Source organism: Streptomyces sp. NPDC032822, from assembly GCF_055578825.1.
Map to the genome: position 1 here is coordinate 199,766 of NZ_JBVIOL010000006.1, position 21,249 is coordinate 221,014.

A 21,249-nucleotide genomic window follows, 5' to 3' on the forward strand; every position below is an offset into this window, starting at 1 on the left:
GACCCCCAAGCACGGGACTCACACAGCGCGGTTCCCTACGATGGCGCGGTGACCAGTACCGCGTCCTCCATGGACACCCGGCAGGAGCAGGCCCTTCAGGACCAGCGGCCGTCGTGGCAGCAGCGGCTACGCCGTTTCGGCTATGCGGCGGGCCCCGGAAGCGATGTCCGTGACCGCCTCGTGCCGCCGTTTGTCGAGCCCAGCCCTCGGTTGTGGCAGGTCCTCGGGGTGTCGAAGGAGTTCGCCGGGCGGATCACCCGCTGGTCCGCCTGGGGCGGTCCGCTGCTGGTGACGCTGTTCGCGGGCATCCTGCGGTTCTGGAACCTGGGCAACCCGAAGGCGGTGATATTCGACGAGACGTACTACGCGAAGGACGCGTGGGCGCTCGTCCACCGCGGCTTCGAGGTCAACTGGGACAAGAACGTCAACGACCTGATCCTGTCGAACAACGGGAACGTCCCGATCCCGACGGACGCGGCGTACGTCGTGCATCCGCCGGTCGGCAAGTACATGATCGGGCTCGGCGAACTGCTCTTCGGGTTCAACCCGTTCGGCTGGCGGTTCATGACCGCCCTGCTCGGCACCCTCTCCATCCTCATGCTGTGCCGGATCGGCCGCCGCGTCTTCCGCTCCACGTTCCTCGGCTGCCTGGCCGGCGCCCTGATGGCGGTGGACGGCCTGGCCTTCGTGATGGCCCGCACCTCGCTGCTCGACGGCGTCCTGATGTTCTTCGTGCTGGCCGCGTTCGGCTGCCTGGTGATCGACCGCGACCGGGCCCGCGAGAAACTCGCGGCGGCACTCCCGGCGGACGCCGACGGCCGGGTCCGCCCCGACGCGCACATCGCGGAGACCACCCGCTTCGGCCTGCGCCCCTGGCGCTGGCTGGCGGGCCTCATGCTCGGCCTGGCCATCGGCACCAAGTGGAACGGCCTGTACGTCCTCGCCGCGTTCTGTGTACTGGCGGTGCTCTGGGACGTCGGGTCCCGCAAGGTCGCGGGCGCGGGCCGCCCGTACACGGCGGTGCTCAAGCGGGACCTCGGCCTCGCCTTCCTCGCCACCGTGCCGGTCGCGATCGCCACCTACATCCTGTCCTGGACGGGCTGGATCCTCTCCGCGACGAACGGCACCGGCGGCTACTACCGCGACTGGGCGACCGCCGACGGCCGGACCAGCAGCTGGTCCTGGCTCTTCCCGGACTGGTGGCTCAGCCTGTGGCACTACGAGCACGAGGTCTACAAGTTCAACATCAACCTCTCCTCGCCCCACCCGTACCAGTCCAACCCGTGGAGCTGGATCGTCACCGGCCGCCCGGTCTCGTACTTCTACGAATCGCCGACCCCCGGCAAGGACGGCTGCCCCGTCGACGCCGGCGGGAAGTGCGCCCGCGAGGTACTGGCGCTCGGCACGCCCCTCCTGTGGTGGGTGGGCTGCTTCGCCGTCCTCTACGTCCTGTGGCGCTGGTTCTTCCGCCGCGACTGGCGGGCCGGCGCCATCGCCTGCGGCATCGTCGCCGGCTATCTCCCCTGGTTCCTCTACCAGGACCGCACGATCTTCTTCTTCTACACGATCGTCTTCGTCCCCTTCCTCTGCCTGGCGGTAGCCATGCTCCTGGGCGCGATCATCGGCCCCCCGGGCTCCACCGACACCCGCCGCGTCGCCGGCGCCACGGGCGCGGGCGTCCTGGTCCTTTTGATCGCCTGGAACTTCGTGTACTTCTGGCCGATCTACACGGGGACGAGCCTGCCGATAGACGACTGGCGGGCTCGGATGTGGCTGGATACGTGGGTGTAGGGGGGCGGTAGGGGGTGATGGGGCGGATGGCCTGACGCCGGGCGCTTGGTGCGGGTCAGTCACTCTCCGGCTGGGGAAGGCTGCGGAGGAACGCCGCTGTGTGCAGCGAGTCAGGGTGGTTGCTACCCAGTACCCGCTGCCGCCGTTGCAGCGTGTCCTCGGCCAACTCCCGCGCCTCCTCCACTCGCCCCAGAGCCACCAACTGGACCGCAAGGTTGGACGCAGTGCGCAGGACGTTCGGGTGGTCCTCACCCAACACACGCCGCCGACGATTCAACGTGTCCTCGGCCAACTCCCGCGCCTCCTCCACCCGCCCCAACTCCGCCAACCGGACCGAAAGATTGGACGCAGATACCAGGGTTTCCGGGTGGTCTTCACCCTGCACCTGCCGCTGCCGATTCAGCGTGTCCTCACCCAACTCCCGCGCCTCCTCCACCCTCCCCAGAACCCCCCACTGGACCGCAAGGTTGGACGCAGTGCGCAGGACGTCCGGGTGGTCCTCACCCAACACACGCCGCCGACGATTCAACGTGTCCTGAGCCAACTCCCGCGCCTCCTCCACCCTCCCCAGAGCCACCAACTGGACCGCAAGGTTGGACGCAGTGCGCAGGGTGAAGTTGGCATCCTCCCCCAGTACTTGCCGCTGCAGGTCGAACAGGTCACGGTGCAGCGCGTAGGCACGGTCGGGGTCACCGACCGCAGCGGCAGCCAGGGCCAGGTAGTTGACGGCCCACCAGGCATGCCTGTGCTCAGAACCCAGCAGGTCGACCCAGACTTGGTGGAGGTCTTCCAGACGGGCAAGGACCGCTGGGGCACTTCCACGGTCCACGAGGTAGAGGCACGCTTCGCATGCCGCGTATCGGGCGGCGCCGGTGACCAGGTCGGTCGCGTCGATCGCCAGCACATGGGGCAGCAGGTCGGGCCAGCGAGGCCAGGAAGCAAGCTCCCGCGCGTCGCCAGGGTATGCCGCAGCCAGAAGGAGGCTGGCGTTGCGTGCCGCCGTGGCACGCTCCTCCGGCGAAAGCTGGTCCTTGAGGACGGCCTGCGTGAGGCGGTGCAGTTGCAGGCTGCCGCCCGCCACCCGGGCCAGTCCATGCTGGTGCAGCGCCGACAGGACACGGCTCCTCGTGCGTCGGTCGGTCACCACCCGGCCCGCCGATGACGTCTCATCAACTGCCCGCCCAGTACAGGCATGCAGAGCGAACGGTTCCGGCGCCAGCAGCGCACACGCGTTCATCAGATCGGCCGCCTCCGGGTCCTGCGCCCGCAGCCGCTCCATGCTCAGCCGGATCTGCGCGGCCAGCGACCACCGGTAGTCCCGGGGCCTGCCCTCATCGGTGACCTCGCCCGCGCTGTCGGCCAACAGGTCCAGGTACTCGTCCACGGACGTAGTCGTCAGCACCGCGGCCGCCTGCACCAGGGCCAGCGGCAGATCGTCCAACGCCTCCGCCAGTCGTCCCGCGTCCGCCTCCGACAGCCACGGTGTCCGAGCGCGCAGCAGACCCACCGACTCCCGCCGCGCCAGCACATCGACGTCCAGCGGCGAGGCCACGCCATGCCAGTCCGGATTGCGGGACGTGATCAGCACGTGCCCCGACCCCGACGGCACGAAGTCCGCCAGTGCCGCCGGGTCCTCCGCGTTGTCGAAGACGACCAGCCAGCGCGCCCGCGACCGCAACTCCCCCCACAGCGCCTGTACCGCCTCCTCAGGCGGAGTCGCCGGCTGCGCGGCCCCGGTCTCCACGGCCAGCAGCGCCAACTGCCCGGGAATCAGCGCGGGGTCCTCCGCCCGCACCCACCACACCAGTTCGTACTCCCCGCAGAAGCGGTGGGCGTACTCGGCGGCCAGTTGGGTCTTGCCCACCCCGCCACGGCCGTCCAGCGCCACCACCGCCACCGTGTGTCCACCCGCCAGCCGGGAGCGGACCTCCACCAACAGTGCGGCGCGGCCCACGAATCCGGCATTGCGGGCCGGTACGTTCCACACCCGCGGCAACGTCCCCGGCAGCCGGGGCCCGGTCGCCCCCACGCTCCGCAGTCGGCCCGCGCCACCCACTCCCGGAGAACCCGGGGACCCCGGAAAACCCGGGCTCACCGGCGGAGGCCCCGCAGGTCCCCGGACCGCGGCGAGCAGCACTTCCCGCGCCTTCGCCTCCCCCAGCCCGAACAGCGCCGGCGCGATCAACGCCCGTAGCATCGGCCGCACGGCACAGTCCTCGATCCGGACCGGGATCAGCTTCTCCCGGCCGGCCAGCTTCGCCGTCCACTCCTGCGTGGTCCACCGCTCGGGGTCGAAGTACGCGGCCGAGAACAGCGCCACCATCGGCCCCGCGGCGAGCGCCCGGTCCATGTTCTGGACGAAGTCCTCCCCGGCACCCCAGTGCCAGGCGTCCAACTCGACCTCGTACCCGGCGTCCTGCAACTGCCAGGCCACCCATTCCGCCCACGCGAGATCCGCCCCCGCGTGCGAGACGAACACCCGCGTCCCGCCCGCGGCTTCATCCCCGTCACGTGCCACCTGGGACTCCCCCGTGCCTGCGCCGCGCCGTCTCGCCGCCTCTTCCGACGAGGCTAGGACCGACGCGGGCCGCCACGCCCCTACTTGCGCACATCCACCCGGGGTCCGTCCACCTACTCGGAGACCTCGATGATCTTCCCGTTCTTGTCCACGCTGTGGGTCTGCCAGTACACGTCCCACTTGTCGCCGACCTTCTCCGGCTCCTTGCCCTCCGGGTAACGGACGTAGCCCTTGGGCGGGTTCTCGCCGTCGGGGACGCAGGCGCTGCCGGTGCCCCCGACGGTCATGGCGCCGTATTCGCCGCCGCCGCAGCTCGCCTCGTCCAGCGACATCGAGCAGCCGGTCAGCAGCACGGCGGCGCTCGTGGCGGCGAGTGCGAGGCTCAGGATGTTCTTGCGCACGGTGGACTCCCCCTTGGTCGGCCCGGGTGGGCCTCGGTCGGCCGTCTTCGGCTTGTGGGACCAGCTTGGGGCGTGGGGGGAAGGCCGGCATGAGTACCCGTACTCATCGGCGCACGGCCGCGATACCCGAGCACGGATCCGCACAGGTTCGCCCAACAAAAGGGAAACATCCGTTACACCCGCCACGGCTTGCGCATAGAGTGCGATCCGTGGTCAGCCTTTCTGAACGCGTTCAGAAGATGCGTGGAAGGTGCAACGGGGAGGGAGTGCCCGATGGGCAGGGGGGTCAAGGCCGCCGTCGTCGGCGGTGTGTTCGCCGTGATGGTGGGCGGGGCGGGATACGGGGCGTACAACCTGGTGTCCGCGATGAACGGGGACGGCGGGACGGGGTCGGCCGGGCCGGCGCCGGTGAAGAGCGGGCCGCCGAGCGCGGACGAGGTCGAGAAGACCAGTGCCGGGTTCTTCGAGGCCTGGGAGAAGGGCGACGCCACGAAGGCGGCGGGCTACACCAACAACGACACCGCCGCCGCGCCGCTGTTCACGGCCTACGGTGACGCCGCGCACATCGCGGACGTGCGGATCACCCCCGGCAGGGCGTCCGGCGCCACCGTGCCGTACACGGTGAAGGCGAAGGTGGCGTACGACGGGAAGTCGAAGCCGCTGACGTACAAGAGCGAGCTGACCGTGGTGCGCGGGGTCACCACCGGGCGGGCGTTGGTCGACTGGCAGCCGTCCGTGGTCCACCCCGAGCTGAAGCGGGACGACACCCTGGTCACCGGGGAGTCGGCGAACCCGCCGATCGAGGCCGTGGACCGGAACGGGGTCGTGCTGACGGAGAAGAAGTACCCGTCGCTGGGGCCGGTCCTGGACGCGCTGCGCGGGAAGTACGGCGACAAGGCCGGCGGCACCCCGGGGGTCGAGCTGGTGATCAGGCACGCCGACGAGAACGCCGCCGACACCCCGCTGCTGACCCTCACCGAGGGCGAGCCCGGCAGGCTGCGGACCACGATCAGCGCGAGCGCCCAGGCGGCGGCCGAGAAGGCGGTCACGGAGTACGACCAGTCGTCGGTCGTCGCCGTGAAGACCGGCACCGGCGAGGTGCTGGCGGTGGCGAACCACCGCGAGGACGCCTTCAACGCGGCCTTCGAGGGGCGGGTGGCACCCGGCTCCACCATGAAGATCATCACCGCCGCGATGCTCATCGACAACGGTGTGACCTCGATGAACGGCCCGGCGCCCTGCACGGACACCGCCGTATGGCAGAGCCAGACCTTCAAGAACCTCACCGGGATGAAGGCCAACGAGGGCGCCACGCTCGCCAACAGCTTCCTGCGGTCCTGCAACACCGCCTTCATCAAGCTGATCGACGAGAAGCCGCTCACCGACGAGTCGCTGACCACGGAGGCCCAGACCCGGTTCGGGCTCGGCCGGGACGACTGGAAGACCGGCATCGTCTCCTTCGACGGCAGCGTCCCCGCCTCCGGCGGCCCGGACCGTGCCGCCAACGCGATCGGCCAGGGCCAGGTCCAGATGAGCCCGCTGAACATGGCCTCGGTGACGGCGACGGCGATCACCGGTGACTTCCGCCAGCCCTACCTGGTGTCGCCGGAACTCGACGGCCGCCGACTGGCCACCGCGAAGGGGCTGCCGGCCGCCACCGCGTCCCAGCTCAAGCAGATGATGCGGCTGACCGCGACCCAGGGCACCGCGGTGAACGCGATGTCCGGGCTCGGCGGGGACATCGGCGCGAAGACCGGCTCGGCGGAGGTCGACGGACAGGCCGTGTCCAACAGCTGGTTCACCGGATTCCGCAACGACGTGGCGGCGGCGGCGATGACCGAGGAGGGCGGACACGGCGGCGACGCGGCCGGGCCGATTGTCGCAGCTGTGCTACGAGCTGCCGGCTGAAGTCACCCGCGCAGGACGGGACTCTAGGCTGTTGCCATCGTTGGGATGGTCGAGGGCAACGGGGACCCTGGGGATCGTGCGGAGGATCGGGAGCTGTGGGTAACAGAAGGCGCGTCACCGAGCGGCGGAAGACCAAGCCCGCCGTGATCGGCGGGATGATCGCCGTCGTCGTCGGCGGAGTCGGCTTCGGCGCCTACGCGCTGTACGGCGGCGGTACGTCGGGCGACGACCGGACCGGGACGTCGGCCTCCGACCAGAAGGCCAAGAACATCCCGTCCGGCCCGCTCTCGGCGACCGAGGTCACCACCGCCGCCAGGACGTTTCTCACGGCCTGGCAGCAGGGCAAGGTGGCCGCGGCCGCCGCCGCCACGGACGACGCGAAGTCGGCCACCACCCTGCTGACCGGCTACACCAAGGACGCCCACATCAAGGGCGTCACGCTCACCGCGGGTGCCCGCACCGGCGACAAGGTGCCCTTCTCCGTGAAGGGCAGGGTGTCCTACAAGGGCACCGAGAAGCCGCTCGCCTACGACAGCGCGCTCACCGTGGTCCGCGCCGCCGACACCGGGAAGCCGCAGGTCGACTGGGACTCCGCGGTCGTGCACCCCGATCTCCAGGACGGCGACACCCTGGTCACCGGCGCGTCCGGGACCCCGCCGATCGAGGCGGTCGACCGGGACGGCGGCGAGATCACGGAGGCGAAGTACCCCTCGCTGGGGACGGTCCTGGACGGGCTGCGCGAGAAGTACGGCAAGACGGCCGGCGGCAAGGCGGGCATCGAGCTGCGGGTGATCCGCGGCAAGTCGTCGGCGTCGGCGAAAAACGCGGAGTCGTCCGACAAGACCCTGCTGGAGCTGAGCAAGGGCACGCCCGGCACGGTGAAGACGACACTGAGCCCGACACTCCAGGCGGCGGCGGAGGCGCAGGTCGCGAAGAAGGCGCGGTCCTCGGTCGTGGTGCTGCGTCCGTCGACCGGCGAGATCCTCGCCGCGGCCAACGCCGGCCACGGCTTCAACACCGCGTTCCAGGGCTCCCTGGCCCCCGGCTCCACGATGAAGGTCATCACCTCCTCGCTGCTGATCGAGAAGGACCTGGCGTCCGCGGACAAGGCGCACCCCTGCCCGAAGTACTTCACGTACGGCGGCTGGAAGTTCCAGAACGACGACAAGTTCCAGATCAAGGGCGGCACGTTCAAGGCGAGCTTCGCCCGCTCCTGCAACACGGCCTTCATCAGCCAGGCGCCCGAGCTGGAGAACGACGACCTGACCAAGCAGGCCCAGCAGGTCTTCGGTCTGTCCATGAACAACTGGGCGATCGGTGTGCCGACCTTCGACGGCTCGGTGCCGGTGCAGAGCGCGGCCCAGATGGCGGCTTCGCTCATCGGACAGGGCGGGGTCCGGATGAACCCGCTGAACATGGCGTCGGTGTCGGCGACCATCCAGTCCGGCACCTTCAAGCAGCCCTACCTGGTGTCACCGACGGTCGACGACCGCACCCTGGCGACGGCCTCGCGCTCGCTGTCCGCGGGCACCCTCTCCCAGCTGCGGGAGCTGATGTCGTACACGGCGGCCTACGGTACGGCGGCCGAGGCGATGTCCGGGGTCGGCGGCAACGTGGGGGCGAAGACCGGTTCGGCGGAGGTCGACGGCCAGAAGAAGCCGAACGGCTGGTTCACCGCGTACCGGGGCGACCTCGCGGCCGCGGGCGTGGTCCAGCAGGGCGGCCACGGCGGCGACACCGCGGGCCCGATCGTGGCGTCACTGCTGAAGGCGGGCGGCTGAACTCCGGAGCGGAGTCGGCGAGGGTGTCGCCGGGGTCGCCAGGTAGGTCCGCCGCAGGAATCTGAGCAGCGCCTTCGTCTCGAACTGCACCACCGAGACGCCCTGCGCGTCATGGAACTCGACCACGGCCTGTACCCGCCCGCAGGGCCAGACGCGGACCTCGCCGCTGCCGGCCGGGGCGCGCAGGCCCTGTTCGAGCAGGGCGCGCGAGAAGGTCCACTCGTGGGTGCCGGGCAGCCCGACCCGTACCGAGCGCGGGTCGCTCTCGGGGTCGTAGCGCAGGGTCACCGGGACCGCCTCGTCCTCCACGATGTCCACGTCCGAAACGATATGGGCTCGTGCGTACTGTTCGACTACAGACATCGTGACGGGCCTCTCACGCTGCGTAACCTGTGCGGAAGCTGTGCGTCCATTCCCTCTCCAGCGTCGCATATTTCCCGGATTCCGCCGCCGGGCCGGACGGCTTGCCTGTGGCTGTTCGTTACCTATCTCTCTTGCGAGTGGTTCGCATTAAGCCACTATCATCGAACGGTGCATGTGCCTGACGGATTCATCAACGCCCCTGTCTCGGTCGCGACCGGAGCGGTAGCCGTGGCTGCCGTAGCCGTGAGCCTGCGTGGCGCCCGCCGTGAGCTGGACGAACGCACCGCGCCGCTGGCCGGCCTGGTGGCGGCGTTCATCTTCGCCGTACAGATGCTCAACTTCCCCGTCGCGGCGGGAACAAGCGGACATCTTCTCGGCGGCGCGCTCGCCGCGATACTCGTCGGCCCCTACACAGGGGTCCTCTGTGTGTCCGTGGTCCTGCTCATGCAGGGCATTCTGTTCGCCGACGGCGGCCTCACCGCGCTCGGCGTGAACATCACCGACATGGCGGTCGTCACCACGGTCGTCGCCTACGCCGTCTTCCGCGGGCTGGTGAAGGTGCTGCCCCGCAAGCGGCGCTCGATCACCGTGGCCTCCTTCGTCGCCGCGCTGCTCTCGGTGCCGGCCGCGGCCCTCGCCTTCACCTTCCTCTACTGGCTCGGCGGCACCACCGACATCTCCATCGGCAAGGTCGCCACCGCCATGATCGGCGTGCACGTGCTGATCGGGATCGGTGAGGCCGCGATCACCGCGCTGACCGTCGGCGCCGTCGTCGCGGTGCGCCCGGACCTCGTGTACGGCGCCCGCGGCCTCCAGCAGCGGCTGAAGCTGCGGGTCAACGGCGAGCTGGTCGACGTACCCGCCGCGGAACCGGTCCCCGTGGCCGCCCGCTCGCACCGCAAGGTGTGGGCCGCCGGCCTGGTCACCTCCCTCGTGCTCGCCGGGGTCGTCAGCTTCTACGCCTCCGCGAACCCGGACGGGCTGGAGAAGGTCGCCGCCGACAAGGGCATCGACGCGAAGGCCGAGGAGCACGCGAACGCGGACTCCCCGCTCGCCGACTACGGCGTCAAGGACGTCGAGGACGCCCGGCTGTCCGGCGGTCTCGCCGGGGTGATCGGCGTCGGTGTCACGATCGTCGCGGGCAGCGCGGTGTTCTGGGCGGTGCGCAGGCGGCGCGGCGACGCGGACGTCTCCCCCGTGAGCACCAGCAGCGCCTGACATGGGGGCAGGGCACGCGCACCGGCTCTACCGGCACGGACACTCGCCCGTGCACGGTCTGCCGCCGCACACGAAACTCGCGGCGACCTTCGGCTTCGTGGTGGTCGTGGTGTCGACCCCGCGGGAGGCGATGTGGGCGTTCGGCCTGTACGCCGTGCTCCTGGCCGGCGTCGCGTACGCGGCCCGGGTGCCGGCCGGCTTCCTGCTCAAGCGGCTGCTGATCGAGGTGCCGTTCGTCGCCTTCGCGGTGCTGATGCCGTTCGTCGCGGAGGGCGAGCGGGTCGAGTTCCTCGGCCTCCAGCTGAGCGTCAGCGGCCTGTGGGGCGCCTGGAACGTGCTCGCCAAGGGCACCCTGGGTGTCGCCGCGTCCGTGCTCCTGGCCTCCACCACCGAGCTGCGCGAACTGCTCCTCGGCCTGCAACGGCTGAGGCTGCCGCCGCTGCTCGTGCAGATCGCCTCCTTCATGATCCGGTACGGCGACGTCATCACCGACGAGATGCGGCGGATGCGGATCGCCCGGGAGTCGCGCGGCTTCGAGGCGAGCGGCCTCAAGCACTGGGGCGTCCTCGCGAAGTCCGCCGGGGCGCTGTTCATCCGCTCCTACGAACGCGGCGAGCGGGTGCACCTGGCCATGGTCAGCCGCGGGTACGCCGGGTCGATGCCGGTCATCGACGAGGTGACCGCGTCCCGGGCGCAGTGGACGTACGCACTGGCCCTCCCGTTCGCCGCCCTCGTCGTATGTCTGCTGGGATGGACCCTGTGACCGCTTCTCTTGAGGTCTCCGGCCTCGCCTTCGCCTATCCCGACGGACACCAGGCGCTGTTCGGCGTGGACTTCGCCGTGGGGCGCGGCGAGCGGGTCGCGCTGCTCGGGCCGAACGGCGCCGGCAAGACGACCCTGGTACTGCACCTGAACGGCATCCTGAGCGGCGGCACCGGCACGGTGAAGGTGGCCGGACTGCCCGTCGGCAGAGAGCACATGGCCGAGATCCGGCGCAAGGTCGGCATCGTCTTCCAGGACCCGGACGACCAGCTGTTCATGCCGTCCGTGCGCGAGGACGTGGCGTTCGGCCCGGCGGCGGCCGGACTGCGGGGGCCCGCGCTGGAGGAACGGGTACGGACGGCCCTGGAGCGGGTCGGCATGGAGGACTTCGCCGACCGGCCCCCGCACCACCTCTCCTTCGGGCAGCGGCGCCGGGTCGCCGTCGCGACCGTCCTCGCGATGGAGCCGGAGATCCTCGTCCTCGACGAGCCCTCCTCCAACCTCGACCCCGCCTCCCGCCGTGAACTGGCGGACATCCTGCGGTCGTTGGACGTGACCGTCCTGATGGTCACGCACGACCTGCCGTACGCCCTGGAGCTGTGCCCGCGCGCGCTGGTCCTGAGCGACGGCACGATCGCCGCCGATGGGAAGACCGGGGAGCTGCTCGCCGACGACGAGCTGATGCGCGCCCACCGGCTGGAGTTGCCGTTCGGTTTCGATCCGCGTTCCGTGCCGGCGTCCGACGGCCGTCCGTGACAATGGGCGCGTGACGAACCAAGAGGACGCCGGGTCGCTGCTCCTCGACGAGCAGTTGTGCTTCGCGCTGTACGCCGCCCAGCGTGCGGTGACGGCCGCGTACCGGCCGCTCCTGGAGGACCTCGGCCTCACCTACCCGCAGTATCTGGTGCTGCTGGTGCTGTGGGAGCGCGGCGAGATCACCGTCAAGGAGCTGGCCGGGGCGCTGCGGCTGGACTACGGCACGGTGTCGCCGTTGCTCAAGCGGCTGGAGAGCGCGGGTCTGGTGCGCCGGGAGCGTGCGGTGGACGACGAGCGCTCGGTACTGATCGCGTGCACGGGCCGCGGCGAGCAACTCAAGGAGCGCGCGGCCCGCGTCCCCGGAGCCCTGCGGACGGCGACGGAGCTGGACGGTGCGGAGGTCGCGCGGTTGCGCGCGGAGCTGTGGCGACTCGTCGAGAAGACCGAGAAGACCGAGAAGAGCGAGAAGAGCGAGAAGGCCGGGCCGGGTGAGCGGGCCGGGACGGGCGGAGCAGCCGGGATGCCCCCGGCACGTGCCCGCTGAGCTCGGGTTACCCCCGGTCGCCGACCCCTGGTAACCGAGGCCTCCCTACCGGCCAGTACCTTGTGCACGATGTATGTGCGTGCACTTGTTCTGGGGGGAGACCAGCCATGACCGACGACACCCGCGTCGACACCCACCTCGACAGCCGGCCGTCGAAGATCGTGTATGTCGCCGAGGCCACCGCGCACGGCGGCCGGGACGGCTATGTCACCAGCCAGGACGGCCAGATCGAGCTGAGGGTCGCGATGCCGCCGGCGCTCGGCGGGGACGGCAACGGCACCAACCCGGAGCAGCTGTTCGCGGCCGGCTACAGCTCCTGCTTCCACAACGCGCTGGTGCTGGTCGGCCGCCGCTCCGGCTTCGACCTGACCGGCTCCACGGTCGCCGCGAAGGTCGGCATCGGCCCCAACCAGCACCGCGGCTACGGCCTCGCGGTCGCCCTCAGCGTCTCGCTCCCGGTCCTGGACGCGGACATCGCGGCGAAGCTGGTGGACGCGGCCCACCAGGTCTGCCCGTACTCGAACGCGACCCGCGGGAACATCGACGTGACGATCCTGCTTGGCTGAGAGGGAACAGGCACCGAGGTCACCAGGGCAGGGAGTACGGACGTGGATGTGAACGGCACGGTCGCCGAGGGCTTCGAGCCGGTCAGGGACGCGTTCGCGGCGAACTTCGAGACGCTCGGGGACCGGGGCGCCGCGGTCGCCGTGTACCGGGACGGCCACCGGGTCGTCGACCTGTGGGCCGGCACCCGGGACATCGACGGGACCGAGCCCTGGCGGCGCGGCACCGCGCAGATCGTGCGCTCGGCGACCAAGGGCGTCGCCGCCGCCGTACCCCTGCTGCTGCACCAGCGCGGGCTGCTGGACCTGGACGCGCCGGTGGGCGAGTACTGGCCGGAGTTCAAGGCGCGCGGCAAGGAGAGGGTGCTGGTCCGGCACGTGCTGAACCACCGGTCGGGGCTGCCGGTCCTGGACCGTCCGCTCACCCCGGACGAGGCGCTGGACCCGCGCCGGGGCGCCGAGGCGGTCGCCGCGCAGGCCCCCGTCTGGGAGCCCGGCACCGACCACGGCTACCACGCGCTGACCTACGGCTGGATGCTGGACGAGCTGGTGCGGCGGGTGACCGGGCGGTGGGCCGGCGAGTGGATCGCGGCCGAGATCGCCGGACCGCTCGGCGCCGACGTGTGGCTGGGGCTGCCGGAGGCGGAGGAGCGGGCGGGCCGCACCGGCCGGGTGGGCCGGGTCGAGACGCCCGCGCCCGACTCCGGGGCGGCCCTGCGCGTCCGCCCGAAGCGGGCGGTCACCGAGGCCTACGACGATCCGGACTCGCTGACCCGCCGCGCCTTCGCCGCGGTCACTCCCTTCCCCGACCAGAACGCCCCGGAGTACCGGGCCGCCGCCCTGCCCGCCACCAACGGCATCGCGACCGCCGACGGGCTCGCCCGCTTCTACGCGGCGCTGATCGGCGAGGTCGACGGCGCGCCACGGCTGTTCACCCCGGACACCATGGAGGCCGCGCGCGCCGAGGAGTCGGCGGGACCGGACCGCGTTCTCGTCGTCAACACCCGTTTCGGACTCGGCTACATGCTGCACGGCAGCGCGTCACCGTTCCTCGGCCCGGGCTCCTTCGGCCATCCCGGCCGTGGCGGCTCCCTCGGCTTCGCCGACCCGGAGACCGGCATCGCCCTCGGCTATGTCACCAACGGCTTCCGCAAGACGGTGACGGCGGATCCGCGGGCGCAGGCGCTGGTGCGGGCGGTCCGGGGAGTCGTAGGGCCGTAGCGCCATGGGCGCAGCCGTCGTAGCCATGGCGCCGTAGCCGTGGGGCGAGGCGCACCTGGAGCGAGACGCCGACCGTCGGGCCGGCGTGTCACCGCGCGGGCGCCTTCGGCACCCTGACCCTGCGCCGGCCGCGGCCGACCGTGGAGGAGGAGCCCGCCGACCCGGTGGCGCGACAGCCGCGAACCCGGATCCGGGCACACGGTGACCAAGGTGGCGCAAGGTGGGACAAGGCCGCCGTCGCGGACGTCACCGACGAGGGCGGACTCCGGCCCGTCGCCGGAAGCCCGCACCGGCGGCACGGACGACGTACGGGGACGGGGCGGCCGGGATCCGTCCGGCCCGTCGCCCATGTACCGGCGGCAGCCCGGCGGCCACGTACCGGTGGCGGCCCCTAACCGGCGTGCAGCATCAGCCCGATCCCCACCACCAGCAGGCCCGCCGCGGCGATGCGGGGCGCCCCGAACTTCTCCTTGAAGAACACCGCCCCGATCGCCGCGCCGACGATGATCGACGACTCGCGCAGGGCGGCGATGGGGGCGAGTTCGGCCTTGGTCTGCGCCCACAGGACGAGCCCGTACGCCGCCACGGAGAGGGCCGCGCCCAGCAGCCCGACCCCCGCGTACGGGCGGAGCAGCGGGACGAACCGCCCACGCCAGCGGTAGAGCGCGTACGCCGGGATCGCGAGCCCTTCGATGGCCATCAGCCAGGCGATGTACCCGAGGGCGGACCCGGAGGCGCGGACGCCCAGACCGTCGACGACGGTGTACGCGGCGATGGCCAGCCCGGTCGCCAGCGCGGCCCCGATGGCGGCCCAGTTGGGCCGGCGCCCGCGCAGCCCCCACACGGCGACGCCGGTCAGCCCCGCGCAGGACAGCACGATGCCGGCCGCCGCCCACCCGTCCGGCACCTCGTGCGCGAAGAGCGCGGCGAGCAGGGTGACCACCAGGGGCGCGGTGCCGCGGGCGATCGGGTAGGCCTGCCCGAAGTCGCCCAGCCGGAAGGACTTCATCAGCAGCACGTAGTACACGAGGTGGATGACCGCCGAGACGACCAGATACGGCCACGCCTTCGCTGCCGGAACCGGCACGAACGGCATCATCGCCAGCCCGATCAGCGACCCGCCGCCCGCGATCAGCGTGAACCCGACCAGCTTGTCGGTGATCTTGTGGGCGATGGCGTTCCAACTGGCGTGGGTGACCGCGGCCAGCAGCACGGCCGAGGTGACCAGCGGGGTCACGGGGTGCGCTCGCGCACGTCCACCACAGTGGCCCCGGCGTGCGCCACCAGGTCCTTGGGCGGCATGGGGAAGACGGCGTGCGGGTTGCCCGCGGCGGCCCAGACGGTGTCGTGGCCGAGCAGCGACCGGTCGGCGAGCACCCGGGTCCGGCTCCGGTGCCCGAAGGGCGGCACTCCCCCGATGGCGTACCCGGTCGTCTCCCGTACGAGGTCCGCCCTGGCCCGCGTCACCTTGTCCGCGCCGAGCGCCTCCCGGACCAGTTCCAGGTCCACCCGGGAGGCGCCGTCCATCAGTACCAGCACCGGCACCCCGTCCGCCGCGAAGATCAGCGACTTGCAGATCTCGCTCAGCTCGCAGCCGATCGCCGCGGCGGCCTCGACGGCCGTACGGGCGGAGTCCGGGAAGCGGCGGACCTCCAGATGCTGAAGCCCCAGCTCGCGCAGGGCTTCGGCGAAACGGGGGTGGGCTCCGGAGTCCTGGCTGTCATCAGTTGCCGCTGTCGTCATACCCGCACGCTAGCGGTGCGTGTACAAGGCATGCGACCCCGTTTCAAGGCCTGGGCGGCGGTGTGTCCCGCAGGGTGTCGTCGGGGAGCATACGAAGCGGGAGGAAACCATGAGCACGGTGATCGGCATCGATGCCCGGGGTACGCGGCACTGCGAGACGTCGACTTTGGGGGTGCTGCTGCGGCACCAGGGACTCGACCTGTCCGAGCCCATGCTCTTCGGCCTCGGCTCCGGCCTGTCCTTCATCTACTGGGACAGCAAGAACATGGCCTTTCCCTTCCTCGGGGGGCGGGTCAGGCCGTTCGAACTCACCCGGAACCTGGCCACCGGACTCGGCCTGGAACTCCAGGTCCGGGAGACCACCTCGCCGCGCAGGGCATGGGAGAACGTGGTGGCCGCCGTCGACGCCGGGCACCCCGTCGGACTGCAGCTCGACAGCTACCACCTGGACTACTTCGCCACGAAGGTGCACTTCGGCGGCCATGTCGTCGCCCTGTACGGCTACGACGACCACGACGCCTTCCTGGTGGACACCGACCAGCAGGGCGGAGCGGTCTCCACCGGCCTGGCCGGCCTCGCCGAGGCCAGGGCGGCACGTGGCCCGATGACCGCCAGGCACCGGTCCTTCACCCTCACCGCGCCGAGCGACCCGCCCGCCCCGCACACCTGGATCGTCCCCGCCATCACCGCGTGCGCCGACGCCTTCCTCCACCCGCCGATCGCCAACCTCGGCCACCGCGGTATCGAGAAGGCGGGCAAGCTGGTCCCCACCTGGCTCCGGCGCACCGACGACCCGCGGCGCGACCTGACGCAGGCCGCCCTCCTCATGGAGAAGGCGGGCACCGGCGGCGCTCTGTTCCGCAACCTCTACCGCGACTTCCTCGCCGAATGTGCCCAGCAGATCGACAGCGACGACCTGCGCACCGGCCACCGCCTGTACACCGAGGCGGCCACCCTGTGGACGGAGGTCGCGGCCCTGATCAGCGAGGCCGGTGCATCAGGCGACCCCGCACACCTCGCCCGGGCGGGCACCACCCTCACCGACCTCGCCCGTGTGGAGCGCGCGGCCATGCAGGCGCTGAGCGCGGTGACCGTCCGCCGGAGACGCCACTGAGGAAAGCGGCCCAGGGGGCGGGCGGGACGCCGGGGTGAGGAGCCTCGCAGGCCGCCGGGGCGTCACCCCGGGCCCGCGCCCCCGTAGAACGGCCCGGGCGGAGCTGGACGGCTCCTTGCGGGAGCGCTCCCGGCCGAGCAGGGTACGACGATGACTTCGGCATCCGTACCCGCGCCCGCGCCCTCCGTCCGCCCCTACCGCCCCGCCGACCGCGAGGCCGTCGACGACATCTGCATCCGTACCGCACACGTCGGCCGGGACAGCCGCCCGCACTACGCCGACCCCACCGTCTTCCCGGCGATCTTCGCGGCGCCGTACGTGGAGCTGGCACCGGAGCTGGCGTTCGTGCTGGACGACGGGCGGGGGCGGGCCGTCGGGTATGTCCTGGGTACCGCGGACACGGTCCGTTTCGTCGAGGACTTCCGGGCGAAGTGGCTGCCGTCGGTGGCCGAGCGGTACCCGGAGCCGAGTGGCCCGCCGCGCACGCCGGACGAGGAGATCGCCCCGCTGCTCCATCACCCGGAGCGCATGCTCGTGCCGGAGGTCGCCGCCCACCCGGCGCATCTCCACATCGACCTGCTCCCGGAGTGGCAGGGGCGGGGATACGGGCGGGCCCTGATGGAGACCTTCCTCGACGCGCTGCACCACAGGGGTGTACCGGCCGTGCACCTCTGCATGGGCACCGCGAACACCCTCGCCCGGGCCTTCTACGACCGTCTCGGCTTCGTCGAGATCGAGGTGGCCGGCGCCGATCCGGGCGTCGCCTACCTCGGGCGGCCGACCGACCGGACCTGAGACAGTAGCCATGTACCGTATCCGGCGTGAGCGACGTACCGAAGGAACCCGCACCGGCAGCCCTCGTACCGAAGGCCCTCTCCCCCACGCCCGGCTACCTCGTCTGGCGGCTCGCCAACAAGTGGCGTACCGCCGTCGACCAGGCCCTCGCCCCCCTGAACCTGACCCACGCGCAGTACGTCCTGCTGGCCTCGCTGAGCGGGCTGGAGCGGTCGGGCCGGCAGCCGAGTCAGCGGGAGCTGGCCGACCACACGGGGCTGGAGCCGCTGTACGTCTCGAAGCTGGCCCGTTCCCTGGAGTCGGCGGGGCTGGTCCGCCGGACCCGGGACACCGAGGACACCCGGGTCGTCCGGCCGGCCCTGACCGATGAGGGGCGGGCGGCGGTGCGGCCGGCCATCGAGGCCGTCCAGGTGCTGCTCGACCGGCTGCTCACCCCGCTCGGCGGACTGGACGACCCGCGCACCGACGATCTGAAGCGCACACTGACCGCACTGCTCGACACCCCGTTGGGCGAGGACGAGGAAGGCCGGTGAGGGCGCCCCGTTCGCACGGGACCCTCACCGGCCGGTCAGACCGCAAAAACGCTGCGTGTCAGGCGCGTACCAGCTCCTTCTCCGCGTCCGGATCCGTGTTGCTCTCGTCCAGTGCGCGCAGTCCCTCGCCCTCGACGTCCACGTTCGGCAGGGCCCGGTCCAGCCACTTCGGCAGCCACCAGGCCTTGTCGCCGAGCAGGGCCAGGACCGCCGGGACGATGGCCATGCGGACGACGAACGCGTCGAAGAAGACGGCGATGGCGAGGCCGAAGCCGATCATCTTGATCATCGACTCGCCGGAGCTGATGAAGCCGCCGAAGACGGCCATCATGATGACCGCGGCGGCGGCCACGACCCGGGCACTGTGCCGGAACCCGGTCACGATGGCCTGGGTCGGGCTCTCGCCGTGCACGTACGCCTCCCGCATCCGGGTCACGAGGAACACCTCGTAGTCCATCGCGAGACCGAAGACCACGCCCACCATGAAGATCGGCATCATCGACATGATCGGGCCGGTCTCCTCAACGCCGATCAGGCCGGCGAGCCAGCCCCACTGGAAGACCGCGACGACGGCGCCGAGCGCGGCGAGCACGCTGAGCAGGAAGCCGAGGGCGGCCTTCAGCGGGACCAGGATCGAGCGGAAGACGACGATCAGGAGGAGGAAGGCGAGGCCCACCACCAGGCCCAGATACGGGATCAGGGCGTCGTTGAGCTTCTGCGAGAAGTCGATGTTCATCGCGGTGGTGCCGGTGACCAGGACCCTCGCGTCGGTGTCGGCCGTGACGTCGGCGCCCTGGTCACGGATGGCGTGGACCAGGTCCTCGGTCTGGGTCGAGGACGGCTTGGAGCCGGGGATCACGGTGATCGTCGCGGTGTCGCCGGCCTTGTTGAACGCCGCCGGGGTCACCGTCGCGACGTCCTTGAGACCCTTGATCCCGTCGGTCACCGCGGTGGCCGCGCCCTTGGGGTCGGCGCTGTCCTTGGCGTCGACGACGATCATCAGGGGGCCGTTGAAGCCGGGGCCGAAGCCCTCCGACAGCAGGTCGTAGGCGCGGCGCTGGGTGGTGGACGTCGGCTGGGCGCCGTCGTCGGGAAGGCCCAGTTCGAGCTGGGTGGCCGGGACGGCTATCGCCCCGAGGCCGACCACGCCGAGCAGCAGCACGGCGGCCGGACGGCGGATGACGAAGCTCGCCCAGCGGGTACCCATACCGGGCCTGGCCGGCCGGTCGGAGGTGTCGGCCGCGGGCTTCCGGCGCTTCTTCTCGCCCGCCGGGCGGATCCTCCGGCCGGCGTAGCCGAGGAGCGCGGGGATCATGGTCAGCGCGATGAGGACGGAGATGACGACCGTGCCCGCGGCGGCGAGGCCCATCTTGGTCAGCATCGGGACGCCGACGACCGAGAGGCCCGCCAGGGCGATGACGACCGTGAGGCCCGCGAAGACCACCGCCGAGCCGGCGGTTCCGGTGGCTCGGCCTGCCGCGTCCTCGCGGTCCCGGCCCGCGGCCAGCTCGCCCCGGTAGCGGGAGACGATGAACAGCGCGTAGTCGATGCCGACCGCGAGGCCGATCATCAGCGCGAGGGTGGAGGTGGTGTCGCCGAGGTCGAGCGCCTTGGCGAGGGCGGTGATGGTGGAGACACCGATACCGACGCCGATGATCGCCGTCAGCAGCGGCAGCCCGGCCGCGACCAGCGAGCCCAGGGTGATGACGAGGACGACCGCGGCGATGGCGAGGCCGATGACCTCACCGATCGCGCCCGGCTCGGCCGCGGCCTGGAGCGCGTCGCCTCCGACGTCGACGGTCAGCCCGGTGTCCCGGGCCTGCTCCCCGGCCGCCTCCAGGGCATCCCTGGTGGACTCCTTCAGCTCCATGCCGGGGGTGTCGTACTTGACCGACAGGTAGGCGACCGTGCCGTCCTTGCTGACGGCGTTCGTCGTGAACGGGTCGGTGACCGAGACGACCTCGGAGCCGTCGCCCAGTTCCCTGACGGTCTTCTCGACGGTCGCCTTGTGGGCGGCGTCCGTCATCTTCTGGCCCTCGGGCGCCTTGAAGACCATGCGCCCGGTCCCGCCGTCGGCGCTGGCCCCGGGGAAGCGCTGTTCCAGCAGGTCGAAGGCCTTCTGCGCCTCGGTGCCGGGGATGGAGAAGGAGGTGGATCCGGCGGCGGGCGCGCTGGCCGCACCGACGCCCGCGAGCGTCAGCAGGGCCACCCAGAGGAGGGCGACGAGATGCCGTCGCCTGAAGGCGAGCCGGCCGAGTTTGTAGAGGAACGTGGCCACGTGGGCGTACTCCCGGTCAGGTCGTGTGGTGTAGGGCCGAGGTTCCGACACAGGCCCTGTGGGCAGGGGTGATCAACCCGGTGGGTGGCAGGGGTGATCGACCCGACGACTTGAGCGGTGACGTCAGGCGCTGGCTACGGGTTCTGGGGGGTACTACGGCTACTTGGGCTGCCGGGGCCGCGCATACCGGGGGTACTGCGGGTGCTGCGCGGAGGCAGGTCTCAGGTGGCGGGTGCGCCGAGGGCGGGGAGGACCACGGCGTCGATGTACGACAGCAGGAACGCCTGCGTCGGCGGCTGCTCGTCGAGCAGCGTGCGGGCGGCGAACGCGCCGATCATCATGTGCATCATGTACTGGGCCGCCGGGTTGTCCGGAGGGACCTCGCCCCGGTCGACCGCCCGCTTCAGCACCCGTTGGAACTCCGCGAACTCGGGCTCGATGAGGTGTTCCTTGAACGCCTTCAGGAGGTCCGGGCTGTCGTGGACCGCCATGGCCAGGCCTCGCATCAGCGCGGAGTTCTGTTCCATGTCGCAGTCGTCCGACCGCAGGGTGAGGGCGTGCAGGTCGCCCCTCAGCGATCCGGTGTCGATGTTCGCGAGGGAGCCGCCGGGCTTGCTGTGCCGCACGGCCTTGACCACCAGTTCGGGCTTGCCGCCCCACTGGCGGTAGAGGGTCGCCTTGCTGGATCGGGTCCTGGCTGCCACGGCGTCCATGGTGAGGGCGTCGTAGCCGACCTCCCGGAGCAGTTCGAGCACGGCGCCGTACAGCTCGGCCTCGCGCTCGGGGGTGATCCGACTGCGCCGCGCCGTTGCGATCTCAGTCATGGTTCCCACCTTCTCCGGCTCCGAACGACACGGTTTCGTACAAGGACGAATGTAGCGCACTCTTAAGCGAAACGAAACTGTTTCGTTCGTGTTGCGGGTCACCCGCCGTGGACTCGCCGGGATTTTTCATAAGTTG

General features: G+C 71.2%; 19 protein-coding genes. 12 read left to right on the forward strand and 7 right to left on the reverse strand.

Going from position 1 to position 21,249, the window contains the following annotated elements:
* Positions 1-48: 48 nt before the first annotated feature.
* The gene (locus ACZ5VD_RS18950; RefSeq protein ID WP_468548935.1) at positions 49-1,791 is read left to right on the forward strand and encodes a dolichyl-phosphate-mannose--protein mannosyltransferase; all 1,743 of its coding nucleotides are present in this window, start codon (positions 49-51) and stop codon (positions 1,789-1,791) included.
* Positions 1,792-1,846: 55 nt separating this feature from the next.
* Here the strand turns inward: ACZ5VD_RS18950 and fxsT are convergent, their stop codons facing one another.
* Entirely contained in the window at positions 1,847-4,309 is a 2,463-nt protein-coding gene (gene fxsT, locus ACZ5VD_RS18955; protein WP_468548936.1) for an FxSxx-COOH system tetratricopeptide repeat protein, read from the reverse strand.
* Between the two features lie 113 nt (positions 4,310-4,422).
* Positions 4,423-4,710 carry an SCO0607 family lipoprotein gene (locus ACZ5VD_RS18960; protein ID WP_468548937.1) on the reverse strand — a complete coding sequence of 96 codons (288 nt, stop codon included), beginning with the start codon at positions 4,708-4,710 and terminating at the stop codon, positions 4,423-4,425.
* A gap of 273 nt (positions 4,711-4,983) precedes the next feature.
* Between ACZ5VD_RS18960 and ACZ5VD_RS18965 the strand changes: the two genes are divergently transcribed.
* Together ACZ5VD_RS18965 and ACZ5VD_RS18970 are read left to right on the forward strand one after the other, a co-directional pair.
* A complete protein-coding gene (locus ACZ5VD_RS18965; RefSeq protein ID WP_468548938.1) occupies positions 4,984-6,618 on the forward strand; it encodes a penicillin-binding transpeptidase domain-containing protein in 1,635 nt (544 codons plus the stop codon).
* Positions 6,619-6,713: 95 nt separating this feature from the next.
* Positions 6,714-8,399: a penicillin-binding transpeptidase domain-containing protein gene (locus ACZ5VD_RS18970; protein WP_468548939.1), complete on the forward strand. Its 1,686-nt coding sequence runs from the start codon at positions 6,714-6,716 to the stop codon at positions 8,397-8,399.
* Here the strand turns inward: ACZ5VD_RS18970 and ACZ5VD_RS18975 are convergent.
* On the reverse strand, positions 8,376-8,762 hold the full coding sequence (locus tag ACZ5VD_RS18975; RefSeq protein WP_468548940.1) for an SsgA family sporulation/cell division regulator: 387 nt from the start codon (positions 8,760-8,762) through the stop codon (positions 8,376-8,378). The genes ACZ5VD_RS18970 and ACZ5VD_RS18975 overlap by 24 nt on opposite strands.
* A gap of 168 nt (positions 8,763-8,930) precedes the next feature.
* On the opposite strand from ACZ5VD_RS18975, the gene ACZ5VD_RS18980 reads away from it, so the two are divergent.
* From ACZ5VD_RS18980 to ACZ5VD_RS19005, 6 genes are all read left to right on the forward strand, one after another.
* Positions 8,931-9,980, forward strand: a complete 1,050-nt coding sequence (locus ACZ5VD_RS18980) for an energy-coupling factor ABC transporter permease (protein ID WP_468548941.1) — start codon at positions 8,931-8,933, stop codon at positions 9,978-9,980.
* A gap of 1 nt (position 9,981) precedes the next feature.
* On the forward strand, positions 9,982-10,743 hold the full coding sequence (cbiQ, locus tag ACZ5VD_RS18985; protein WP_468548942.1) for a cobalt ECF transporter T component CbiQ: 762 nt from the start codon (positions 9,982-9,984) through the stop codon (positions 10,741-10,743).
* The gene (locus ACZ5VD_RS18990; protein ID WP_468548943.1) at positions 10,731-11,498 is read left to right on the forward strand and encodes an energy-coupling factor ABC transporter ATP-binding protein; all 768 of its coding nucleotides are present in this window, start codon (positions 10,731-10,733) and stop codon (positions 11,496-11,498) included. Before cbiQ ends, ACZ5VD_RS18990 begins: the two co-directional genes overlap by 13 nt.
* A 10-nt stretch (positions 11,499-11,508) precedes the next feature.
* Positions 11,509-12,042 carry a MarR family winged helix-turn-helix transcriptional regulator gene (locus tag ACZ5VD_RS18995; protein WP_468682751.1) on the forward strand — a complete coding sequence of 178 codons (534 nt, stop codon included), beginning with the start codon at positions 11,509-11,511 and terminating at the stop codon, positions 12,040-12,042.
* A 107-nt stretch (positions 12,043-12,149) separates the two neighbouring features.
* On the forward strand, positions 12,150-12,608 hold the full coding sequence (locus tag ACZ5VD_RS19000) for an organic hydroperoxide resistance protein (protein WP_468682752.1): 459 nt from the start codon (positions 12,150-12,152) through the stop codon (positions 12,606-12,608).
* A gap of 42 nt (positions 12,609-12,650) precedes the next feature.
* Positions 12,651-13,826, forward strand: a complete 1,176-nt coding sequence (locus ACZ5VD_RS19005) for a serine hydrolase domain-containing protein (protein ID WP_468548946.1) — start codon at positions 12,651-12,653, stop codon at positions 13,824-13,826.
* A gap of 391 nt (positions 13,827-14,217) precedes the next feature.
* On the opposite strand, the gene ACZ5VD_RS19010 is transcribed toward ACZ5VD_RS19005, so the two are convergent.
* Positions 14,218-15,063 carry an EamA family transporter gene (locus tag ACZ5VD_RS19010; RefSeq protein WP_468548947.1) on the reverse strand — a complete coding sequence of 282 codons (846 nt, stop codon included), beginning with the start codon at positions 15,061-15,063 and terminating at the stop codon, positions 14,218-14,220.
* On the reverse strand, positions 15,060-15,569 hold the full coding sequence (locus ACZ5VD_RS19015) for a YbaK/EbsC family protein (RefSeq protein WP_468548948.1): 510 nt from the start codon (positions 15,567-15,569) through the stop codon (positions 15,060-15,062). The genes ACZ5VD_RS19010 and ACZ5VD_RS19015 overlap by 4 nt, the downstream gene beginning before the upstream one ends.
* 109 nt (positions 15,570-15,678) lie before the next feature.
* On the opposite strand from ACZ5VD_RS19015, the gene ACZ5VD_RS19020 reads away from it, so the two are divergent.
* From ACZ5VD_RS19020 to ACZ5VD_RS19030, 3 genes are all read left to right on the forward strand, one after another.
* Positions 15,679-16,683 carry a BtrH N-terminal domain-containing protein gene (locus tag ACZ5VD_RS19020; protein WP_468548949.1) on the forward strand — a complete coding sequence of 335 codons (1,005 nt, stop codon included), beginning with the start codon at positions 15,679-15,681 and terminating at the stop codon, positions 16,681-16,683.
* A gap of 150 nt (positions 16,684-16,833) precedes the next feature.
* The gene (locus ACZ5VD_RS19025; RefSeq protein ID WP_468548950.1) at positions 16,834-17,478 is read left to right on the forward strand and encodes a GNAT family N-acetyltransferase; all 645 of its coding nucleotides are present in this window, start codon (positions 16,834-16,836) and stop codon (positions 17,476-17,478) included.
* Between the two features lie 26 nt (positions 17,479-17,504).
* Positions 17,505-18,011 carry a MarR family winged helix-turn-helix transcriptional regulator gene (locus ACZ5VD_RS19030; RefSeq protein ID WP_468548951.1) on the forward strand — a complete coding sequence of 169 codons (507 nt, stop codon included), beginning with the start codon at positions 17,505-17,507 and terminating at the stop codon, positions 18,009-18,011.
* A 58-nt stretch (positions 18,012-18,069) separates the two neighbouring features.
* Here ACZ5VD_RS19030 and ACZ5VD_RS19035 read toward each other — a convergent pair whose 3' ends face one another.
* A complete protein-coding gene (locus tag ACZ5VD_RS19035) occupies positions 18,070-20,289 on the reverse strand; it encodes an MMPL family transporter (RefSeq protein ID WP_468548952.1) in 2,220 nt (739 codons plus the stop codon).
* Between the two features lie 221 nt (positions 20,290-20,510).
* On the reverse strand, positions 20,511-21,113 hold the full coding sequence (locus tag ACZ5VD_RS19040) for a TetR/AcrR family transcriptional regulator (protein WP_468548953.1): 603 nt from the start codon (positions 21,111-21,113) through the stop codon (positions 20,511-20,513).
* Positions 21,114-21,249: the final 136 nt, after the last annotated feature.

Coding starts and splice junctions, on each gene's coding strand:
- ACZ5VD_RS18990 (WP_468548943.1), top strand. CDS start 10,731: ATGGACCCTGTGACCGCTTCTCTTGAGGTCTCCGGCCTCGCCTTCGCC.
- cbiQ (WP_468548942.1), top strand. CDS start 9,982: ATGGGGGCAGGGCACGCGCACCGGCTCTACCGGCACGGACACTCGCCC.
- ACZ5VD_RS18965 (WP_468548938.1), top strand. CDS start 4,984: ATGGGCAGGGGGGTCAAGGCCGCCGTCGTCGGCGGTGTGTTCGCCGTG.
- ACZ5VD_RS19020 (WP_468548949.1), top strand. CDS start 15,679: ATGAGCACGGTGATCGGCATCGATGCCCGGGGTACGCGGCACTGCGAG.
- ACZ5VD_RS19040 (WP_468548953.1), bottom strand. CDS start 21,113: ATGACTGAGATCGCAACGGCGCGGCGCAGTCGGATCACCCCCGAGCGC.
- ACZ5VD_RS19015 (WP_468548948.1), bottom strand. CDS start 15,569: ATGACGACAGCGGCAACTGATGACAGCCAGGACTCCGGAGCCCACCCC.
- ACZ5VD_RS18975 (WP_468548940.1), bottom strand. CDS start 8,762: ATGTCTGTAGTCGAACAGTACGCACGAGCCCATATCGTTTCGGACGTG.
- ACZ5VD_RS19000 (WP_468682752.1), top strand. CDS start 12,150: ATGACCGACGACACCCGCGTCGACACCCACCTCGACAGCCGGCCGTCG.
- ACZ5VD_RS19025 (WP_468548950.1), top strand. CDS start 16,834: ATGACTTCGGCATCCGTACCCGCGCCCGCGCCCTCCGTCCGCCCCTAC.